The sequence below is a fragment of the Marinovum sp. J2-8 genome (assembly GCF_055808435.1).
This window is the reverse complement of sequence record NZ_JBVVRZ010000009.1, coordinates 21,788-38,959: the sequence shown is the minus strand read 5'-3', so window position 1 is coordinate 38,959 and position 17,172 is coordinate 21,788. Positions and strand designations below refer to the sequence as shown.

Here is a 17,172-nt window from a genome sequence, read left to right as displayed (position 1 = left end):
CCCGGCCCGCAGAAGCGCGGGCCAGGCGGTATTTGGATAATGCGATTACAGGTCGTCTTTGGAATGATAGCCCCAGTCGAGGACAATCGCCTCGTAGTTGGAGCCATCAACCGAGACCGGTTCCAGCAGGTAAGAGGGGACAACCTTGACGCCGTTGTCATAGGTTTCGGTGTCGTTGATTTCCGGCTCGCCGCCTTGCAGCAAGGCCTCGACCATGCCCACGGTTACGCGGGCCAGTTCACGGGTGTCCTTGAAGACGGTCGAATATTGTTCGCCCGCAATGATGGATTTGATGGATTGCAATTCGGCGTCCTGGCCCGACACAATCGGCATTTCCAGATCGCCAGAGCCATATCCGACACCTTTGAGCGACGACAGGATGCCAATCGACAGCCCGTCATAGGGGCTGAGCACCCCATGCACGGTGGTGTCGGTGTAATGTGCCGACAACAGGTTATCCATACGGGCCTGTGCGACCGCACCATCCCAGCGCAGCGTGCCGACAGTGTCCATGCCCATCTGGCCCGACACGATGTTGATTGTGCCGTCGTCGATCAGCGGTTGCAGCACCGACATGCCACCATCATAGAAGAAATAGGCGTTGTTGTCGTCGGGCGAGCCGCCGAACAGCTCGACATTCCACGGCTTCACATCCGGGAACCGCGCCTTCATGCCATCGACAACGCTGGTTGCCTGTTGCACGCCAACCTTGAAGTTGTCGAAGGTGGCGTAATAGTCGACATATTCGCTGTCACGGATCAGACGGTCATAGGCGATGGTCTTGATCCCGGCGAAATGCGCGTTTTCCAGCGCGTTCGACAATGTGGTGCCGTCGATGGCCGCGATGACCAGAACATCCACACCTTTGGTGATCATGTTTTCGATCTGGTTCAGCTGGTTCGGGATGTCATCTTCGGCGTATTGCAGGTCGGCGGTGTATCCGGCCGCTTCAAATTGTTCGACCATGGATGTGCCGTCGGAAATCCAACGCGCCGAGGATTTGGTCGGCATGGCGATGCCAATTGTGCCTTTGTCCTGGGCGATTGCGGGCGCGGTCAGAAGTCCAACGCCAAGGGCCAGGGCGCTGAGCCCCGTTGTGAAAGTCTTCATGGTATCCTCCCATTGCGCACGTGAAATGATCTGTGCGTCTTGTTCTTTGGAATCCGACTTGGTGTCGAACATGTCGCAGTTTGGCGTTTTTTGCATAACCGTCAAATGATACCTGTGACGTCTTGCATGCATTTTCTGGTATAATGCTGGGATGAAGACACCGATTTCCCATTTCCGGCTGCGGCATTTGCGGTTGGTGCATGCCATCGCCGAAACGGGCCAGATTTCGCTTGCGGCGCAGCGGCTGGCCATCACGCAACCTGCGGCCTCGCGGACCCTGTCCGAGGTCGAGAGGCTGGTGGGGGAGCCGCTGTTTGATCGTCACTCCAAGGGGATGCGGCTGACCCTGATCGGCGAGGTGGTCGCCAGCCATGCCAGCACCGTGGTCGGCGATCTGGAAGGCATCGCACAAGAGGTCGAGGCCTATCGCCGGGGCCGGGCCGGGGTGGTGCGGATCGGGGCGGTGACCGGCGCGGCGGTTGGCGTTGTGGTGCCGGCGGTGCAGAATCTGAAGCGCACGGCCAAATCCGCCACGGTCAGCATTGATGTCGCGCCAAGTGTCGATTTGATGGAACGCCTGTTGCGTGGGGATCTGGACGTTGTGTTGTGCCGCATGTCGCGCGACATGGACAGCCAGCTGTTGCAGGTCCGCCCCGGTCGGGTCGAGGAACTTGGATATCTGGTGCGGGCCGGTCACCCGCTGGCGGATCGCACCGGGCTTGGCCTTGGCGAACTGGCAGAGTTCAGCTGGGTCATTCAGGGCCGTGGGATGCCAATCCGCGAGGCGGTGGAACAAGCGTTCCTGAACGGTGGGCTGGCCATGCCCAAGGACATTGTCGACACCGCATCCTTGCTGGTGGCTCTGGCCTGTTTGCACGATAGCGACGCAGTTGCCGCCGTGTCAAAAGAGGTTCTGAACCTGCTGGACACCGGGGGCGGCGGGCGATGGGCGACGCTGAACATGAAGGAGAGCCTGGTTCTGTCGCCCTATCAATTGGTGCGCAAGCGCGACCGCCCGATCACGCCGATCTGTCAGCGGCTGGTTGACCTGCTGGAGGTCGAGCTGGCCAACCGTGGCTGACGTCGCGGCTTGTGTTTTTATCGGCATTTCGGATGCGCACGGCCCATGATTATCGTCGCGGGCCGCGCGCAACGCGGGTTATATCAAACGGCAGCTGACCTCGCCAAAACCGGCGATATGGCCAACCACATCGGTGCCCGCCGGAAAGAATTCACAGCCCGACAGCGACCCGGTGATCACGATCTGGCCTTTTTGCAAGCCGCCGCAATGGTCGCCAAGATTGTCACACAGCAGGGCGAGGTTGGTCAAAGCCGAGGCGCCAAACGGGACGGTTGCATCGCCGTCAACAATCGTCTTGTCGCCACAGCGCAGGCTGGCGGTGACGGTGCCGAAATCGCTGCCGTCCCAAGCGTCCAGCGCGGGGCCAACAACAAGCCCGCAGTTCAATTGCATGTCCGCCAGTTTCTGCATCGGGGCCAGCACGCCGCTCATGCGGGTGTCGACCAGTTCGATCATCACGCGCGGGCGAAAGAAATCCTGCGGGCGGGTCAGGGCGTCAGCGGTGTAATCGGCGATCAATTCGAAACCGATTTCCAGCTCGATCCCCATTTGATCGCGGGTCGTCACCGATGTGCCGGGCTCTATCGTGGCATTGGCCGGGATCGGCGCCATGATCGGCGGGCCATCTTCCTGACGGGCGACCTTGAATCCGGACACTTCGCCAATCGCGTTTTGCACCTTGGCCTGAATTTCCAGCGCCTCGGTGTAATTGGGTTCAAAGGCCGGTGTCACGCGGTCGCCGGTGCGGCGGGCGTCAATCAGGGCGGTCGCGAAATGATCAGTAGAAGACATTGCGGTACTTTCAGCTATTAAAGACAGAGTGAATGATTTCTCGGCGCGACATTCCGTGATCTGTCGGCAATGCGCAAGCGGGCAGGTGCGCAAGCTGGCCCTTGGGTCGGCACAATTGCTGACACATTGGCTGATACACCGGCTGACACACGGGGCTTGAAATTCTGCCGCTTTGCGCCTATCTCGACAGGTAGCTAGCCAGTTGTTGACGCGCAGGAGGCCGGAATGCTTACATTGCAAGATGCCAAAAACCGATTCAGCGCGGTGGTCGAAGCGGCGCTGTCCGGTCGCCCCCAGGCCGTATCGCGCCGGGGCAAGCCCGCGGTTGTGGTGATCTCGGCCGAGGAATATCACCGGCTGGTCACCGCGGCCAAGGCCGAACGCGAAAGCTTTGCCGATCACCTGCTGGCCTTTCCCGGCACCCATCCTGACACTGAGACCGACGTGCCGCGCGCCAAGGTGCGCCCGCGCGATGTGGCGTTTTGATTCATATCCTCGACACCAATGTGATTTCCGCCCTACGCCGCAGCGAACGCGCGCCAAAGGTGGCGGCATGGCTGTCACAGGCCGCTGAAAGCACATTGTACCTAAGTGTCATCACCCTGGGCGAGATTGAGCGCGGCATCTGTCTGCAAGAACCGAAAAACCCGGAATTTGCCCATGATCTTCGGCTTTGGCTGGACCGCACGGTTGCGGTGTTTTCCGACCGGATACTGGATTTCACCACCGAAGATGCGCTGATCTGGGGGCAGCTTTCGGCGCGGCTGGGACATCCCGGTGCGGATTTGATGATTGCCGCCCAGGCGATTGCCCGCGACGGTGCGGTTGTCACGGGCAATACCTCTGATTTTCTGCCGACCGGGGCCAGGGTGATCGACCCGTTTGCCTGACCCTAGCTGATCGCGGCCTGTTGTTGCAGGGCGACGCGGGCCTGAACCCGTTCCTGGGCCTGGTCGATGACCACGGCGGCAATGATTACCAGACCTTTGATCACGGTTTGCCAGAAGCTGGACACGCCCATCATCACAAGCCCATCGGACAAGACGCCGATCACAAAGGCGCCCACAATCGTGCCGCCAATCCGCCCGCGTCCGCCCGCCATGGATGTCCCGCCAAGCACAGCGGCGGCGATGGCGTTCAGCTCGAATGTGTTGCCGGTGGCGGGGTGGGCCGCGACCAGCTGCGACGAGATGATGATGCCGACCAGCGCGGCACAAAGGCCAGAGAACATATAGACAAAGAATTTGACCTGATTGACCTTGACCCCCGACAGCCCCGCCGCGCGTTCATTGCCGCCAACCGCATAGATGAACCGCCCCAGCGGCGTGCGCGTGGCGATATAGGCGGCGATCAGGCCGACAGCGATCAGCATCCAGATCGACACCGGAATGCCCAGCACATCGCCAGAGCCGATAAAACGGAACGTGTCCGATCCATAATCCGCGTTTCCGTTCAGGTTGGGGAAGGTGCGGCCATCCGACGACAGCATCGCCGCGCCGCGCGCCACATAAAGCGTGCCAAGCGTGGCAATGAAGGGCGCGACGTTCAACCGGGTGATCAAAAACGCATTGATCGCCCCGATAAACACCCCGACCACACATACCATCAGACAGATTTCCAGGGTGTTGAACTGGATCGACCAGCCAAGGCCAAGATCTATGCCGTTCAACAGAAGATACCCCGCGACCATGCCGCACAACCCGACGATCGAGCCCACCGAAAGATCAATGCCGCCGGATATGATCACAAAGGTCATGCCAATCGCCAGAAACGCGTTCAGCGCGACGTGTTTCGACATGATCACCATGTTCGCCGCCGAAAGGAAGTTCGGGGCAAAGATCGAAAAGAACACCACGACAAGGATCAGGGCGATGAATGTCCGGGCCTTGAGCAGGACCAGCAGCGCATTGGTGCTGCTGGCGGGGGCCGAAGCGCTGATATCCGTCATGTGGCGGGTTCCTTATGTGGGGTCACCGGTGATGGTCCGGCAGTATTTTCATGTACAGAATGGGCCACCGGCGCGTGGCCAATCGCCGATGCGGCGATCAATGCGGTGTCGGTGGCGGTGTCTTTGGTGAATTCGCCGGTGATCCGGCCGTTCGACATGACGACAATCCGGTCGGACAGGCCCAGCACCTCTTCCAGATCCGAGGTGACAAAGACGATGCCCAGACCCTGCGCCGCCAGTTCGCGCATCACGCGGAACACCTCGGCCTTGGCGCCGATGTCGATGCCGCGCGATGGTTCATCCATCAACAGCACCTTGGGTTTGGTCATCAGCGCCTTGCCGATCACCACTTTTTGCTGGTTGCCCCCCGACAGGGACGAGACCGGATTTTCCGGCGAGGCGATCTTGATCACCAGCTGTTTGACGTAATCCGCCACCGTGCGCTTTTCGCGCGGGCGGTCCAGATGGCCATAATTCGACAGATCGCCGAGCGAGGACAATGTCATGTTTTCCCGGATCGACAGGATCTGCACCAGACCGTCGGATTTGCGATCCTCGGGGATCAGGGCCAGACCCTTGGCGATGCGGTCCGCCACATGGCGCGATTTCACCGGTTCACCGGCGACATGCACCGTGCCGGTGGCATGTGGATAGCGGCCCATGACGGATTCCACAAATTCGGTGCGCCCCGCGCCCATAAGACCATAAACCCCAAGGATTTCGCCCGCGCGCAGTGACATCGACACGCCATCGACGGTGAAACCACCGGTGGTGTTGGGCAGGCGAATGTCGGTGGCGCGAAACACCTCCTCGCCAAAAGGCTGGTCCAGCGTTTTGGGGAAATCCTTGCTTGCGTCGCCGATCATGTTGCGCACGATCCACGGCACATCGACGCCCTGCATCGACCGCGCGCCGGTGATCACGCCATCGCGCAGCACGGTGATATAGTCGCCAACGCGGATCAGCTCCTCCAGCCGGTGCGAAATATAGACGATACCAACGCCATCGCGTTTCAGATCGTCGATCACCCGGAACAGGATCTCGACCTCGGATGCCGACAGCGCCGATGTCGGCTCATCCAGGATCAGGATGCGGGCATCTTGCGCCAGACTTTTGGCAATCTCGACAATCTGCTGCTGGCCGACCTTCAATTCCCCGACCAGAGCGTCGGGATCAATGTCATGTTCCAACCGTTGCATCAGCTTGCGGGTGGCGGCGCGCTGACCGGCCTTGTCGATGTCGATGCGCAACCGGGTCTTTTCGCGCGCCATAAAGATATTGTCGGCCACCGACAGGTTGGGAAACAGGTTCAATTCCTGAAACACAATGCCGATGCCGCGCGCGGCGGCCTCTTCTGTTGTTGTCAGGCGCACTTCCTCGCCCGCCATCGTGATCGTGCCGGATGTCAGGGTCTCGACCCCGGCGATCACCTTCATCATGGTGGATTTGCCAGCGCCGTTTTCGCCGACCAACACGTTGACCGCGCCCATGCGCAGATCAAAATCCGCCGCCTTCAACGCGACCGTGCCGGGGTAGACCTTTGTGCCCTGCCGAATGCTGAGACCGATGGGATGTGCGTCCTCTGCCATCAGTCCACCTGCAACCCGGTTGGCACCAATTCGATCTTGTCACCCTTGTTGCGCAGGGTGAACACGCCTTCGAATGTGGCGGTTTTGCCGGTCAGGTCGCCGGATGGCAGGGTCACGGCCTCGTGGGCGATCGTATTCAGGGCGCGTGCCAGTTTGGCAAATTCGATCTGATCGCGGAAATCAGTAAAGACAAGGAAGGGCATGGCATCGCGCAGCGCCGTGCCGCGGATCACCGGGCCAAGCTGAACCGTCACATCGGCGGTGCCATCCGCATCCGTGTCCACCAGCAATTTGGCGGCGCGGCTTTCGGTGTTGGCCTCGACAATCATGCCACTGCCGGACAGGGCAAAATTCCACGGGTTGGCCTCGCCCTCGGGGCGCAGACCATGCGCCGGGCCGGCCACATCCAGACCATCCGCCAGCGCGGCGCGAAACGTCGCCATGTCGACAAGATGTTCGGAAATGGTCGGCAGAACCTTGGGTTGCCAGATTTCATCGGCAAAGGCGGCCATACGCGCTTCGTCCGTTTGTTGTTCGGCGGCGGCGGATTCCGAATCCGGGTCCGGGGTCTTGACGATCTTGCAACCGCTCAGCGTAAGGGCAGCACAGCCCAAGACCGCCATGGACGTCAAAATGGGACGCATAAGGCGCTTCCTTTGGTAACTTGAACGGGCCTCATTGCAGAGGCGCATCAAGGCCCGTTGACTTCAGGGGTGGTCTCAGCCTTCGAGCGCGAAGGTTTCCAGCTGTGCGGCGTTGTCGGCGTTGATCAACACGCAATCCATCAGCTGTTTTTCATCCATGCCGGTGGTGCCGTCGGTCAGATATTTGTCGGCCTGTTCGACCGCGATCTGGGCCTGACGATAGGCCGGTTGCAGGACCGTCGCCTTGATCCCGCCCGCCAGAATCGAATCGCGCACATCGTTCGAGCCGTCAAAGCCGACCACAATCACATCGGTGCGACCCGCAGCCTCAAGCGCCGCCCATGCGCCCATGGCCATGGTGTCATTGCCACAGATCACGCCCTTGATGTCGGGATTGGCCTGCAGGATGGTTTCCATCTTCTCATAGCCTTCGGTCTGGGACCAATTGGCCGATTGCTGTGCGACCATGACCAGATCGGGATATTGATCAATGATGTCATGATAGCCGGACGACCGGATGCCGGCGTTGGTGTCCGCCTCGCGGCCGACCAATTCGACGTAATTGCCGGTCTCGCCCATCAGCATGACAAATTCTTCGGCACCCAGCTGGGCCCCTTGATAGTTGTTGGACACGATCTGGCTGACGGCGATGCCGGATTCCTTGATTTCGCGGTCGATCAGGAACGACGGAATGCCGGCATCCTTGGCGCGTTGCACCGGGGCGACGGTGGCATCAGCACCGGCATTGTCGAGGATAATGGCATGCGCGCCGCGTGCGATGGCGGTGTCGAACAGCTCGGATTGTTTGTTGGGATCATCGTCATGCACCATGATCAGGGTCTCATAGCCCAGTTCAATGGCACGTGCTTCGGCGCCGACGGCCTCGGCTTTGAAAAACGGGTTGTCGTGGCTGGGGGTGATGATTGCGATCAAACCTTTGCCCTGGGCAAAGACCGGGCGGGCCACGGGCAGCACCGCAGTGGCGGCCATGGCGGACATGAATATGCGGCGATTGATGGTCATGAAAATCTCTCCTCCTGATGTACGGCTTATCTCCCGCCGTCGCCGAGAGGGTGTGAGTTAATCATCGTGTTGTCAAGTGGTATGATGACCGTGTATGTCATGAGCCGACCACAGAGCCCCCGCACAGGGGCGCAGCCCCGCCGACACCGGTCGACACCGGGCCGCCGAATGAGCATTTCAAAATGGGGGGGGCGTTACGGGGCAAGCCCCTTACCAGATGTGTGGATTGCAACTCGCGCAGTACCACACGACAAGACGCCATTTTCACATCGCTCTCGCAGATTTCTGCGAGAGCGTATTGCATTTCCCTCATGCCCTGCCCAAATATACTTTGAGTTTCAGAGTTCGGCTCTCGTGACTCTGGGTATCCCTCTCGGGGATGTCGCAACGTGGCTCTTCGTTTCTTGGCTCTGCATCGACTGGTTCAAGGTCATCACTTCGCATCTGGGAGGAAACATGGATAAACTCATGACAGCTACAATCAATACTGGACTGGATACTCTGGCGGCGCTGCGGGGCCTTGGAAACGATAGAGTGCTACGGACAAGCGACATATCGAGTGTAAGAGCCTAAGGTCCAAAGCCGGAAGCCGCCGGGCGGTTCGAATCCGCCACCCCGCACCACCAATTTACGCCCCGGCCACAGGCCGGGGCTTTTCTTTTGTATCGTCCACAGGTCGAATAACTCTAACTGTGGACGATACAGAGTTCACTGCGCTTCGCTATAAACACATCTGGTAAGGGGCTTAGTTACGGGGCCGGGCGCGACGGTGGGGCGGGCCGTGGCAGGCCAAGCGCAAAGGATTGTGAATTGTCGATATGCCAGCACAGCGCCTGTTGCGTGGCGGCGGCGTCGCGGGCGGCCAGCGCGGTCAGAATCCGGGCGTGTTCCTGAATCACCCGTTGCGCATTGTCGTTGGTCACTTGAAGCCGGGCTTGAACGGCCATGCGGATCTTGATCGCGGTCACCCGGTAGATATTGTCCAGCAATTGGTTGCCAAGACAGGCGACAAACCGTTGATGCATGGCCCAGTCTTCGCGTTGGATGGTATCGACCAACTCTGTCGTTGCCGCCGCGGTCGGGGCGGCATGCAGGGCCGTCTCAAGTTGATCCTGACGGCTTTGCAGAGCTGCGATTTCGCCGTCGCTCAGATGGGCAATCATGGCCGACACGGCGGTATATTCGATCATTCGCCGCACCTGATAGGCGTCGCGCACGAAATCCACATCCAGATGGGGAATCATCAACCCGCGCTTGGGCACCGTGACCAGAAGCCCCTCTGATTCGAGACGCGGAATCGCCTCGCGGATCGCGCCAAGCGTGGCACCGGTCTGGGCGACAAGCGTGCGTTGCGTCAGGAACTGACCGGGTTTCAGCCGCCCGGAGTTCAGCAGATATTCCACCTTTTCATAGGCTTGTTGCCGCAGGCTTTTGCCGTCGGTGTCGGGGCTTTGCGCATGCGCCGGATCATTAAAAGGCCGAGAAGCTGGGGGCATTGTCACCTGGCTGCAAAAAGGATTTGCTGACATGTTAGTGACATGTTAGTTCGTCGTCCATTGGTCGATTTTGGTATGCCAAAATTCGGCCAGCCCGAATTTTGAAACCACAGCCCCCAGATTTTGCCTAAACCCCGGTCCAGTTCCCTGGATATGTCGGCGGGCAAGCAGGGGCAGAGCCCGCCATACCGGAGTAAGCCATGAAAACTGAATTCACCGGGATCTATCCCGTCGTTCTGACGCCGTTCCATGCGGACAACACCATTGATTGGGACGGCTATGCGCGTCTGATTGATTGGTACATCGCCAATGGGGTGCATGGGCTGTTTGCCGTATGCCAATCGTCAGAGATGTTCTTTTTGTCGCTCGCGGAGCGGCGCGATTTGGCGCGTTTCACCGTGGATCATGTGGCGGGGCGGGTGCCGGTTGTGGCCTCTGGTCATATCTCGGACGATATCGCCGACCAAAAAGCCGAATTGCGGGCGATTGCCGAAACCGGCGTCGATGCGGTGGTGTTTGTGTCGAACCGATTTGCCGCAGCGGATGATCCGGCGGGCACCTTGCTGGCGCGGATGCAGGATGTGATGACGGCCCTGCCTGGAGACATGCCGCTGGGGTTTTATGAATGCCCCGCACCGTATCGTCGGTTGCTGAGTGATGACGAGGTCAAATGGTGCGCCGACAGTGGCCGGTTCGGATTTCTGAAGGATGTCGCTTGTGATCTCGAGCACGTCAAACGGCGGCTGGCCCTGACCGCAGGCAGCCCGTTGCAGATCATCAACGCCAATGCCGCGACGGCCTGGCCGGTGATGCAGGCGGGCGGGCGCGGGTTTTCCGGGGTGATGAACAATTTCCACCCCGACCTTTATCGCTGGATCTATGACCAGGGCGCGGCCCATCCAGAGCTGGCCGCAGAGCTGGACAATTTCCTGGTTTTGTCTGCAATGTCAGAGGCTTTCGGCTATCCCAAACTGGCAAAGCGGTTCCATGTCCGGTTGGGCACTTTTGCGTCGGAACACACCCGCACCATCAGCTATGACATGGCAGAGCGGCATTGGGCGATTGATGTGAACCTGGACCACATCCAACAGGGGGCCGCGCGGTTCCGGCAACGGATCGCAGCCCTGTAAAATTGGCCGCAGCGGCGGTTGCGTCGTTGTGAAAAGGCCGCCAGAAAACCGTTGGATATGATCCTTGGTTCTCTGGCGGCCTTTGTTTTACAGGCCGGCCGTCAGCGACGGCTCAGCGGGTGATCAGGCCATGCGATCCGCGATCAATGCGATCAGTTTCTTGTGGTCCGCATCAAAGTTGCGGATGCCTTCGGCCAGTTTTTCGGTCGCCATGGCGTCTGCGTTCATCTCCCAGCGGAAGGTCGCTTCGTCCATCGCAATCTTGCTGCCGCCGGTGGCGTTGTCAGGCGACAATGCGCGGGGCAGGGTGCCGGTTTCCGCGCCCAATTGTTCCAGAAGTTTCGGCGCGATCGTCAGCCGGTCACAGCCCGCCAGCGCCTTGATCTGGTCGGTGTTGCGGAAAGATGCGCCCATGACCACGGTGTCGATGCCGTTGGATTTGTAATAATCATAGATCTTGCGCACCGATTTGACGCCGGGATCTTCGTCCGGGGCATAGCTTTCGACGCCTTCGGATTTTTTGTACCAATCGGTGATCCGACCGACAAAAGGCGAAATCAGGAACGCCCCGGCATCGGCGCAGGCCACGGCCTGGGCCATGGAAAACAGCAGCGTCAGGTTGCAATCGACGCCTTCGTCTTGCAGCACTTCGGCGGCGCGGATGCCTTCCCATGTCGAGGCGAGTTTGATCAGGATGCGTTCCTTGCCGACGCCACGTGCGGCGTAATCGGCGATGATGGCGCGGGCGCGGGTCAGCGACGCTTCGGTGTCAAACGACAGACAGGCGTCAACCTCGGTCGATACGCGGCCCGGAACAAGTTTCGAGAGTTCAACACCAACGGCCACGGTCAACGTGTCACAGATCTGGGCGGCGCTCAGACCGGCCTTTTGCCCGGCTTCGATTTCGCGCACGATCAGCGCCTCGGAGGCCGGGTCTTTCAATGCGCCCAACACCAATGACGGGTTGGTGGTGCAATCTACCGGGGCATGGGTTTTGACCGCTTCGACTTCTCCGGTGTCAGCGACCACAACGGTCATGTCCCTCAGTTGATCAAGAATAGTGGTCATTTTACGTCTCCTCTGCGCGAATGCGGGCGCGATTTTGGTGTGGAAGGCCCCCGGTCGAACTGCACACGGGGGCGTTCTTTGTCTGGTTCGGCATGGCTGTGATGTTAGCGCTCACACCTTTAGCCTGTCCGAAGCGATTGCGAAATGCTTTTCGACAAAAGACCGCTCAGCGCCTGACATCAGGACGCGGCGTCGAGCGCTTTGACGATGCCGGAAAAATCCGCGGCCTTGAGCGAAGCACCGCCAACCAATGCGCCGTCAACATTTGAAACCGCAAAGATTTCCGCCGCATTTCCCGGTTTGACCGACCCGCCATAGAGCAGCGACAGGCTGGCGGCCTCGGCCCCCAGTTGCTGTGACAGCGCATCCCGCATGAAGTCATGCATTTCGCCAATCTGTTCCAATGTCGGCGTGCGTCCCGTGCCTATGGCCCAGACGGGTTCATAGGCGATGACGGTGTTTTTGCCGGTCACACCCTTTGGCAGCGATCCGGCGATCTGTGCGCCGACAACATCCAGCGCGCGGCCATCATCGCGTTCCTCTTCGGTTTCCCCGACACAGACAATCGCCACCAGACCGGCGGCATGGGCGGCGGCCGTCTTGGCCGCAACCATATTGTCGGTTTCGCCGTGATCGGCGCGGCGTTCGGAATGGCCCAGAATAACATGGCTTGCCCCGGCATCGGCCAGCATCGGTGCCGACACATCGCCGGTATGGGCGCCGGATTTGTTGGCATGGCAATCCTGCCCGCCCACCAAAAGATTCGCCCCGTCAGCCCAGGTTTTCATGGCCGCCACCAGCGTTGTCGGCGGGCAGAGCAACACCTGACAGCTGACATCCGCAATCTCCGGCAGCAAGGCCGCAACCTCGGACGCTGACGCGTTGGATCCGTTCATCTTCCAGTTTCCGGCAGCAAGCTTTTTCGTCATGATTTTCCCTTATCAGCAGCCAATGCCACCTTCCCCTAGCAGATTGCCGAGGGCGCAGAAAGTGGAGGTCGGCACAGCGCGCCAGATTGTCTGCCAGATCACCGCCAGATCAACGAAGGGGCTGGCGCGGGCCGGGCGGGGCCGGTATCACTATGGTCCCGCATGACAGGAGCCTGACCTTGGACCAGATCGCAGACCGCATTGCCCGCACCATTGCCACCGAAATCGCCGCCAGCCCGACCCAGGTGACAAGCGCGGTCGAATTGTTGGACGGCGGCGCGACGGTGCCGTTTATCGCGCGGTATCGCAAAGAGATGACCGGCGGGCTGGATGACACGCAATTGCGGACGCTGGGCGACCGGCTGGTCTATCTGCGCGAGATGGAAAAGCGGCGGGCCAGCATCCTTGATTCGATCAAATCGCAGGGCAAGCTGACCGATGCGCTGGCGCGGTCGATTGCAGGCGCGACCAGCAAGGCGACGCTGGAAGACATCTATCTGCCGTATAAACCCAAACGGCGCACCAAGGCGATGATCGCCCGCGAAAACGGGCTGGAGCCGCTGTTGCGCGCCATTCAAACCAATCGCGGTGCGGCGCCGGAAACTCTGGCACAGGGTTATCTGGGCGAGACTGTCGAAACGGTCAAAGCGGCGCTGGACGGCGCGCGCGACATTCTGGGCGAAGAGCTGACGGAGAACGCCGACCTTCTTGGCCGTCTGCGCGATTACATGATGAAAGAGGCGGTGATCACCGCCAAGGTCCAGAAGGGCAAGGAAGAGGTCGGCGCCAAGTTTTCCGATTATTTCGATCACAGCGAGAAATGGGCCAATATCCCCGCCCACCGGGCGCTGGCGATCATGCGTGCCGCGAAAGAGGAAATTGTCAGCCTCGGGATCGAGCCAGAGCCCGAGACCGGGCCAGAGCGTGCGGTCGGCATTGTCGCCCATGCCATCGGCATTCCCGGCGATGGGCCGGGGGATGCCTGGCTGCGCGATGCGGCGGGTTGGACATGGCGGGTCAAGCTGAGCCTGACAATGTACATGGATCTTTTGACCGATCTTCGTCGCCGCGCCCATGACGAAGCCATCCGGGTGTTTTCCCGCAACTTGAAGGATCTGTTGCTGGCGGCCCCTGCGGGCAGCAAGGCGACCCTGGGGCTCGATCCCGGTATTCGCACCGGGGTCAAGGCGGCGGTGGTGGATGCCACCGGCAAGCTGCTGGATCATGCGACGATGTATCCCTTCCCGCCAAAGCGGGATTTGCGCGGGGCCGAGGAACAGGTCCTGCACTTGATCCGCAAACATAACATCGAGCTGATCGCCATCGGCAACGGCACCGCCAGCCGCGAAACCGAACGTTTTGTCGCGGATGCGCTGAAACGGCTGCCCGCCGGTCCCAAACCAACCAGCGTTGTGGTGTCCGAGGCCGGGGCCTCGGTCTATTCGGCGTCGGAATTGGCGGCCAAGGAATTCCCCGATCTGGATGTCAGCATTCGTGGCGCGGTGTCGATTGCCCGCCGTCTGCAAGATCCGCTGGCGGAATTGGTCAAGATCACGCCGGAAAGCATCGGCGTCGGCCAATATCAGCACGATGTTGACCAACGGCAATTGGGCAAGGCGCTTGAGGCGGTGGTCGAAGATGCGGTGAACGCGGTTGGCGTGGATCTGAACACGGCGTCTGCGCCGCTGTTGGCACATGTCGCCGGGCTTGGCCCGTCATTGGCGGCCAATATTGTGGCGCATCGCGACAGCGAAGGGGCCTTTGCCTCGCGCAAGGCATTGAAAAAGGTGGCGGGTGTCGGCCCCAAGGCGTTTGAGCAATGCGCAGGCTTCCTGCGCATTCGCGACGGGGCGGAACCGCTGGATGCGTCGTCCGTGCACCCCGAAGCCTATGATGTGGCGCGTCGGATTGAAAAAGCCTGTGGCCGCGACATTCGCCAGATCATGGGGGAGGAGCAGCTTTTGGCCGGTCTGCGGGCCGAGGATTTCGTCGATGCCAGTTTCGGTCTGCCGACGGTGCGCGACATTCTGGCTGAGATGCAAAAGCCGGGCCGTGACCCGCGCCCGACCTTCAAAACCGCGAGCTTCGCAGAAGGTATTGACGCGATCACCGATCTGAAACCCGGCATGTCGCTGGAGGGCACGGTGACCAATGTGGCGGCCTTTGGTGCCTTTGTCGATGTCGGCGTGCATCAGGACGGTCTGGTGCATGTCAGCCAATTGGCCGACCGGTTTGTCAAAGACCCGCATGAGGTGGTGAAGGCCGGCGATGTGGTGCGTGTTCGCGTGACTGAGGTCGACGTCGCCCGCAAACGCATCGGTCTCAGCATGCGCAAGGATAGCGGTGCCGGTCAGGAGGGTGGCCAGAATGCGGGCCAGAGAGCCGGACAAAAATCCGGTTCAGGTCGCGGCAAGCCTGATCAGAATTCCCGTGGGCCATCCGGGCCAAAGGGGCGCAAGCCGCATAATGCTGGTGGCCACGACCGGAACAAGCCCGCCGATCCAGGCCAAAGCGCGCTTGGCGCGGCTTTGCTGGATGCGATGAAAAAACGTTAGGATCGCGCGCCGCGGATGTTCTGACGCAAGTAAAACAGCAGGCTGGCGGTGGCCTATCGTGCCGCCAGCGCAAGCAACCCGGCGATTTCGGTCACCTGCTGGGTTGCGCCCAGCACATCGCCGGTCTGACCGCCAAGGCGCGTCAGGGCGAGCCGGGCGATGATGAACAGCGCCAGCGCCTGAACCGGCAGGATAAATAGTGGGGCGGGTGATCCGCCGAAAAAGGCCAGCGCCAGCACCGGAACAAGCCCCAGGATCAGCGCCAGAAATACGGCGGAACGGCCCACCCCGGTTGCGCTTTGGCCCAGACCGTCGGCGCGTGCCGCCGGCAAAAGCGCCAGCGCCAAGGTGACGCAACTGCGGCTGCTCATCGCAACGGCAAGGATCGCGCCACAGGTAAACGCGGGATTGGCCGCCAGCACCGCCAGCGCCTGCCAACGCAACCCGACCGACAGAACCAACGCGAGCGTGCCGTAGCTGCCAATCCGGCTGTCGCGCATGATCTCCAGCCGCCGGGCCCGGTCCTGCCCGCCCCAGACGCCATCGACCATATCGGCCAGCCCGTCTTCGTGCAGCGCGCCGGTCAGCAGAACCTGCGCCACCAGCGCCCCACCTGCGGCCAGCGACGGCGGCAGACCAAGGCCAAGCAACACAACCAGCACAGCGGCGCTTAGCCCGCCGACCACCAGACCCACCAGCGCAAAGGCCCAGGCCGCGCGCCCGATTGCCGGCACAGGTTCGGCCAATCGGGGCAGGGGCAGCCGTGTCATCAATACCAGCGCGAGATGGGCCTCGCGTCGGATCATGCCGCGCTGACCCCGGCCTGTGCAAAGGTCGCCATGCCATTGTGACAGGCCAGCGCAGAGCGCAGGATGCCAAGCGCCAGCGCCGCGCCCGAGCCTTCGCCAAGGCGCATGTCAAATTCCAGCACAGCCCGTTTGTCGAGCGCCTTCAGCAGACGGCGATGACCCGGTTCTGCCGACATATGCCCCACCAGGCAATGATCCAGCAGCCGTGGGTCAACGGCATACAACACCGCCGCCGCCGAGGTGCAGATGAACCCGTCGAGGATCACCGGAATGCCCTGTTTGCGCGCGGCCAGAACCGCACCACAGATCGCGGCTTGTTCCCGCCCGCCAAACGCGGCCAGAACGTCGATCGGTGACTTGGCACCATGCAGGGCCAGCCCGGCCTCGATAGCGGCGATTTTGCGTGCCACCCCGGCCGCATCCGATCCCGTGCCCGGCCCCACCCAATCGGCGGCTGTGCCTTTGAACAGCGCGCAGGCCAATGCGGCGGCAATGGTGGAATTGCCGATCCCCATTTCGCCCAGCAACACGACATCCGCGCCCGGATCGACCGCCGCCGCACCGCGGTTCATCGCGTCCAGCGTTTCGGCCTCGGTCATGGCGGGGCCTTGGGTGAAATCGGCGGTTGGCCGATCCAGATCCAGCGCGATCACATCCAGATCCGCGCCATTTGCCCGGCACAGCTGATTGATTGCTGCGCCGCCCTGTTCAAAATTCACCACCATCTGCGCGGTGACCTCTTGCGGAAACGGGTTCACACCCTGGGCACAGATGCCGTGATTTCCGGCAAAAACAAGGGCCTGCGCCTTGGTGATGTCGGGGCGATCCGTGCCGCGCCATCCCGCCATGAAGATCGCCAGATCCTCAAGCCGTCCCAGCGCACCGGGCGGCTTGGTCAGCGCGTCCTGGTGGGCGCGTGCGGCGGCCTCTTGGGCGGTGTCGGCTTCGGGCAGGTGGTCGGCAAGGGTTGCGACCTCGGATAGTTTATTGAGTTTCAT

The 17,172-nt window shown here is 61.1% G+C and carries 16 protein-coding genes; 5 read left to right on the top strand and 11 right to left on the bottom strand.

Annotated features, from left to right (window positions below; translation table 11 throughout):
- Window positions 1-45 precede the first annotated feature (45 nt).
- Window positions 46-1,110, bottom strand: a complete 1,065-nt coding sequence (chvE, locus tag AC0L4F_RS20210) for a multiple monosaccharide ABC transporter substrate-binding protein (RefSeq protein ID WP_244691182.1) — start codon at window positions 1,108-1,110, stop codon at window positions 46-48.
- 151 nt (window positions 1,111-1,261) lie between these two features.
- Between chvE and AC0L4F_RS20205 the strand changes: the two genes are divergently transcribed.
- Window positions 1,262-2,191 (top strand): LysR substrate-binding domain-containing protein, encoded by a 930-nt coding sequence (locus tag AC0L4F_RS20205; RefSeq protein ID WP_244691181.1) that lies wholly within the window; start codon window positions 1,262-1,264, stop codon window positions 2,189-2,191.
- 78 nt (window positions 2,192-2,269) lie between these two features.
- On the opposite strand, the gene AC0L4F_RS20200 is transcribed toward AC0L4F_RS20205, so the two are convergent.
- Window positions 2,270-2,983, bottom strand: a complete 714-nt coding sequence (locus AC0L4F_RS20200) for a hydratase (protein WP_244691180.1) — start codon at window positions 2,981-2,983, stop codon at window positions 2,270-2,272.
- A gap of 225 nt (window positions 2,984-3,208) precedes the next feature.
- Between AC0L4F_RS20200 and AC0L4F_RS20195 the strand changes: the two genes are divergently transcribed.
- A complete protein-coding gene (locus AC0L4F_RS20195; RefSeq protein ID WP_244691179.1) occupies window positions 3,209-3,469 on the top strand; it encodes a type II toxin-antitoxin system Phd/YefM family antitoxin in 261 nt (86 codons plus the stop codon).
- On the top strand, window positions 3,466-3,873 hold the full coding sequence (locus AC0L4F_RS20190) for a type II toxin-antitoxin system VapC family toxin (protein ID WP_244691178.1): 408 nt from the start codon (window positions 3,466-3,468) through the stop codon (window positions 3,871-3,873). Before AC0L4F_RS20195 ends, AC0L4F_RS20190 begins: the two co-directional genes overlap by 4 nt.
- Window positions 3,874-3,875: 2 nt before the next feature.
- On the opposite strand, the gene AC0L4F_RS20185 is transcribed toward AC0L4F_RS20190, so the two are convergent.
- From AC0L4F_RS20185 to AC0L4F_RS20165, 5 genes are all read right to left on the bottom strand, one after another.
- Window positions 3,876-4,931: an ABC transporter permease gene (locus AC0L4F_RS20185; protein ID WP_244691177.1), complete on the bottom strand. Its 1,056-nt coding sequence runs from the start codon at window positions 4,929-4,931 to the stop codon at window positions 3,876-3,878.
- A complete protein-coding gene (locus tag AC0L4F_RS20180; RefSeq protein ID WP_244691176.1) occupies window positions 4,928-6,520 on the bottom strand; it encodes a sugar ABC transporter ATP-binding protein in 1,593 nt (530 codons plus the stop codon). Before AC0L4F_RS20180 ends, AC0L4F_RS20185 begins: the two co-directional genes overlap by 4 nt.
- Window positions 6,520-7,164 (bottom strand): DUF2291 family protein, encoded by a 645-nt coding sequence (locus AC0L4F_RS20175; RefSeq protein WP_244691175.1) that lies wholly within the window; start codon window positions 7,162-7,164, stop codon window positions 6,520-6,522. Before AC0L4F_RS20175 ends, AC0L4F_RS20180 begins: the two co-directional genes overlap by 1 nt.
- 75 nt (window positions 7,165-7,239) lie before the next feature.
- On the bottom strand, window positions 7,240-8,187 hold the full coding sequence (locus AC0L4F_RS20170) for a D-ribose ABC transporter substrate-binding protein (RefSeq protein WP_244691174.1): 948 nt from the start codon (window positions 8,185-8,187) through the stop codon (window positions 7,240-7,242).
- 749 nt (window positions 8,188-8,936) lie between these two features.
- The gene (locus tag AC0L4F_RS20165) at window positions 8,937-9,683 is read right to left on the bottom strand and encodes a GntR family transcriptional regulator (RefSeq protein ID WP_244691173.1); all 747 of its coding nucleotides are present in this window, start codon (window positions 9,681-9,683) and stop codon (window positions 8,937-8,939) included.
- A 200-nt stretch (window positions 9,684-9,883) separates the two neighbouring features.
- On the opposite strand from AC0L4F_RS20165, the gene AC0L4F_RS20160 reads away from it, so the two are divergent.
- Entirely contained in the window at window positions 9,884-10,813 is a 930-nt protein-coding gene (locus AC0L4F_RS20160; protein ID WP_244691172.1) for a dihydrodipicolinate synthase family protein, read from the top strand.
- A gap of 123 nt (window positions 10,814-10,936) precedes the next feature.
- On the opposite strand, the gene tal is transcribed toward AC0L4F_RS20160, so the two are convergent.
- Window positions 10,937-11,881 carry a transaldolase gene (gene tal, locus AC0L4F_RS20155; RefSeq protein ID WP_244691171.1) on the bottom strand — a complete coding sequence of 315 codons (945 nt, stop codon included), beginning with the start codon at window positions 11,879-11,881 and terminating at the stop codon, window positions 10,937-10,939.
- 179 nt (window positions 11,882-12,060) lie between these two features.
- Window positions 12,061-12,810 carry a triose-phosphate isomerase gene (gene tpiA / locus AC0L4F_RS20150; RefSeq protein WP_244691170.1) on the bottom strand — a complete coding sequence of 250 codons (750 nt, stop codon included), beginning with the start codon at window positions 12,808-12,810 and terminating at the stop codon, window positions 12,061-12,063.
- Window positions 12,811-12,989: 179 nt separating this feature from the next.
- Here tpiA and AC0L4F_RS20145 point away from each other — a divergent pair, with 179 nt between their 5' ends.
- Complete coding sequence (locus AC0L4F_RS20145; RefSeq protein WP_244691169.1) at window positions 12,990-15,365, top strand: Tex family protein; 2,376 nt, start codon at window positions 12,990-12,992, stop codon at window positions 15,363-15,365.
- Between the two features lie 53 nt (window positions 15,366-15,418).
- Here the strand turns inward: AC0L4F_RS20145 and cobS are convergent, their stop codons facing one another.
- Entirely contained in the window at window positions 15,419-16,171 is a 753-nt protein-coding gene (cobS, locus tag AC0L4F_RS20140) for an adenosylcobinamide-GDP ribazoletransferase (RefSeq protein WP_244691168.1), read from the bottom strand.
- The gene (gene cobT, locus AC0L4F_RS20135) at window positions 16,168-17,172 is read right to left on the bottom strand and encodes a nicotinate-nucleotide--dimethylbenzimidazole phosphoribosyltransferase (RefSeq protein ID WP_244691167.1); all 1,005 of its coding nucleotides are present in this window, start codon (window positions 17,170-17,172) and stop codon (window positions 16,168-16,170) included. Before cobT ends, cobS begins: the two co-directional genes overlap by 4 nt.

Coding starts and splice junctions, on each gene's coding strand:
- AC0L4F_RS20180 (WP_244691176.1), bottom strand. CDS start 6,520: ATGGCAGAGGACGCACATCCCATCGGTCTCAGCATTCGGCAGGGCACA.
- chvE (WP_244691182.1), bottom strand. CDS start 1,110: ATGAAGACTTTCACAACGGGGCTCAGCGCCCTGGCCCTTGGCGTTGGA.
- AC0L4F_RS20205 (WP_244691181.1), top strand. CDS start 1,262: ATGAAGACACCGATTTCCCATTTCCGGCTGCGGCATTTGCGGTTGGTG.
- AC0L4F_RS20200 (WP_244691180.1), bottom strand. CDS start 2,983: ATGTCTTCTACTGATCATTTCGCGACCGCCCTGATTGACGCCCGCCGC.
- AC0L4F_RS20160 (WP_244691172.1), top strand. CDS start 9,884: ATGAAAACTGAATTCACCGGGATCTATCCCGTCGTTCTGACGCCGTTC.
- AC0L4F_RS20170 (WP_244691174.1), bottom strand. CDS start 8,187: ATGACCATCAATCGCCGCATATTCATGTCCGCCATGGCCGCCACTGCG.
- tpiA (WP_244691170.1), bottom strand. CDS start 12,810: ATGACGAAAAAGCTTGCTGCCGGAAACTGGAAGATGAACGGATCCAAC.
- cobS (WP_244691168.1), bottom strand. CDS start 16,171: ATGATCCGACGCGAGGCCCATCTCGCGCTGGTATTGATGACACGGCTG.
- AC0L4F_RS20175 (WP_244691175.1), bottom strand. CDS start 7,164: ATGCGTCCCATTTTGACGTCCATGGCGGTCTTGGGCTGTGCTGCCCTT.
- AC0L4F_RS20195 (WP_244691179.1), top strand. CDS start 3,209: ATGCTTACATTGCAAGATGCCAAAAACCGATTCAGCGCGGTGGTCGAA.
- AC0L4F_RS20185 (WP_244691177.1), bottom strand. CDS start 4,931: ATGACGGATATCAGCGCTTCGGCCCCCGCCAGCAGCACCAATGCGCTG.
- tal (WP_244691171.1), bottom strand. CDS start 11,881: ATGACCACTATTCTTGATCAACTGAGGGACATGACCGTTGTGGTCGCT.
- AC0L4F_RS20165 (WP_244691173.1), bottom strand. CDS start 9,683: ATGCCCCCAGCTTCTCGGCCTTTTAATGATCCGGCGCATGCGCAAAGC.
- cobT (WP_244691167.1), bottom strand. CDS start 17,172: ATGAAACTCAATAAACTATCCGAGGTCGCAACCCTTGCCGACCACCTG.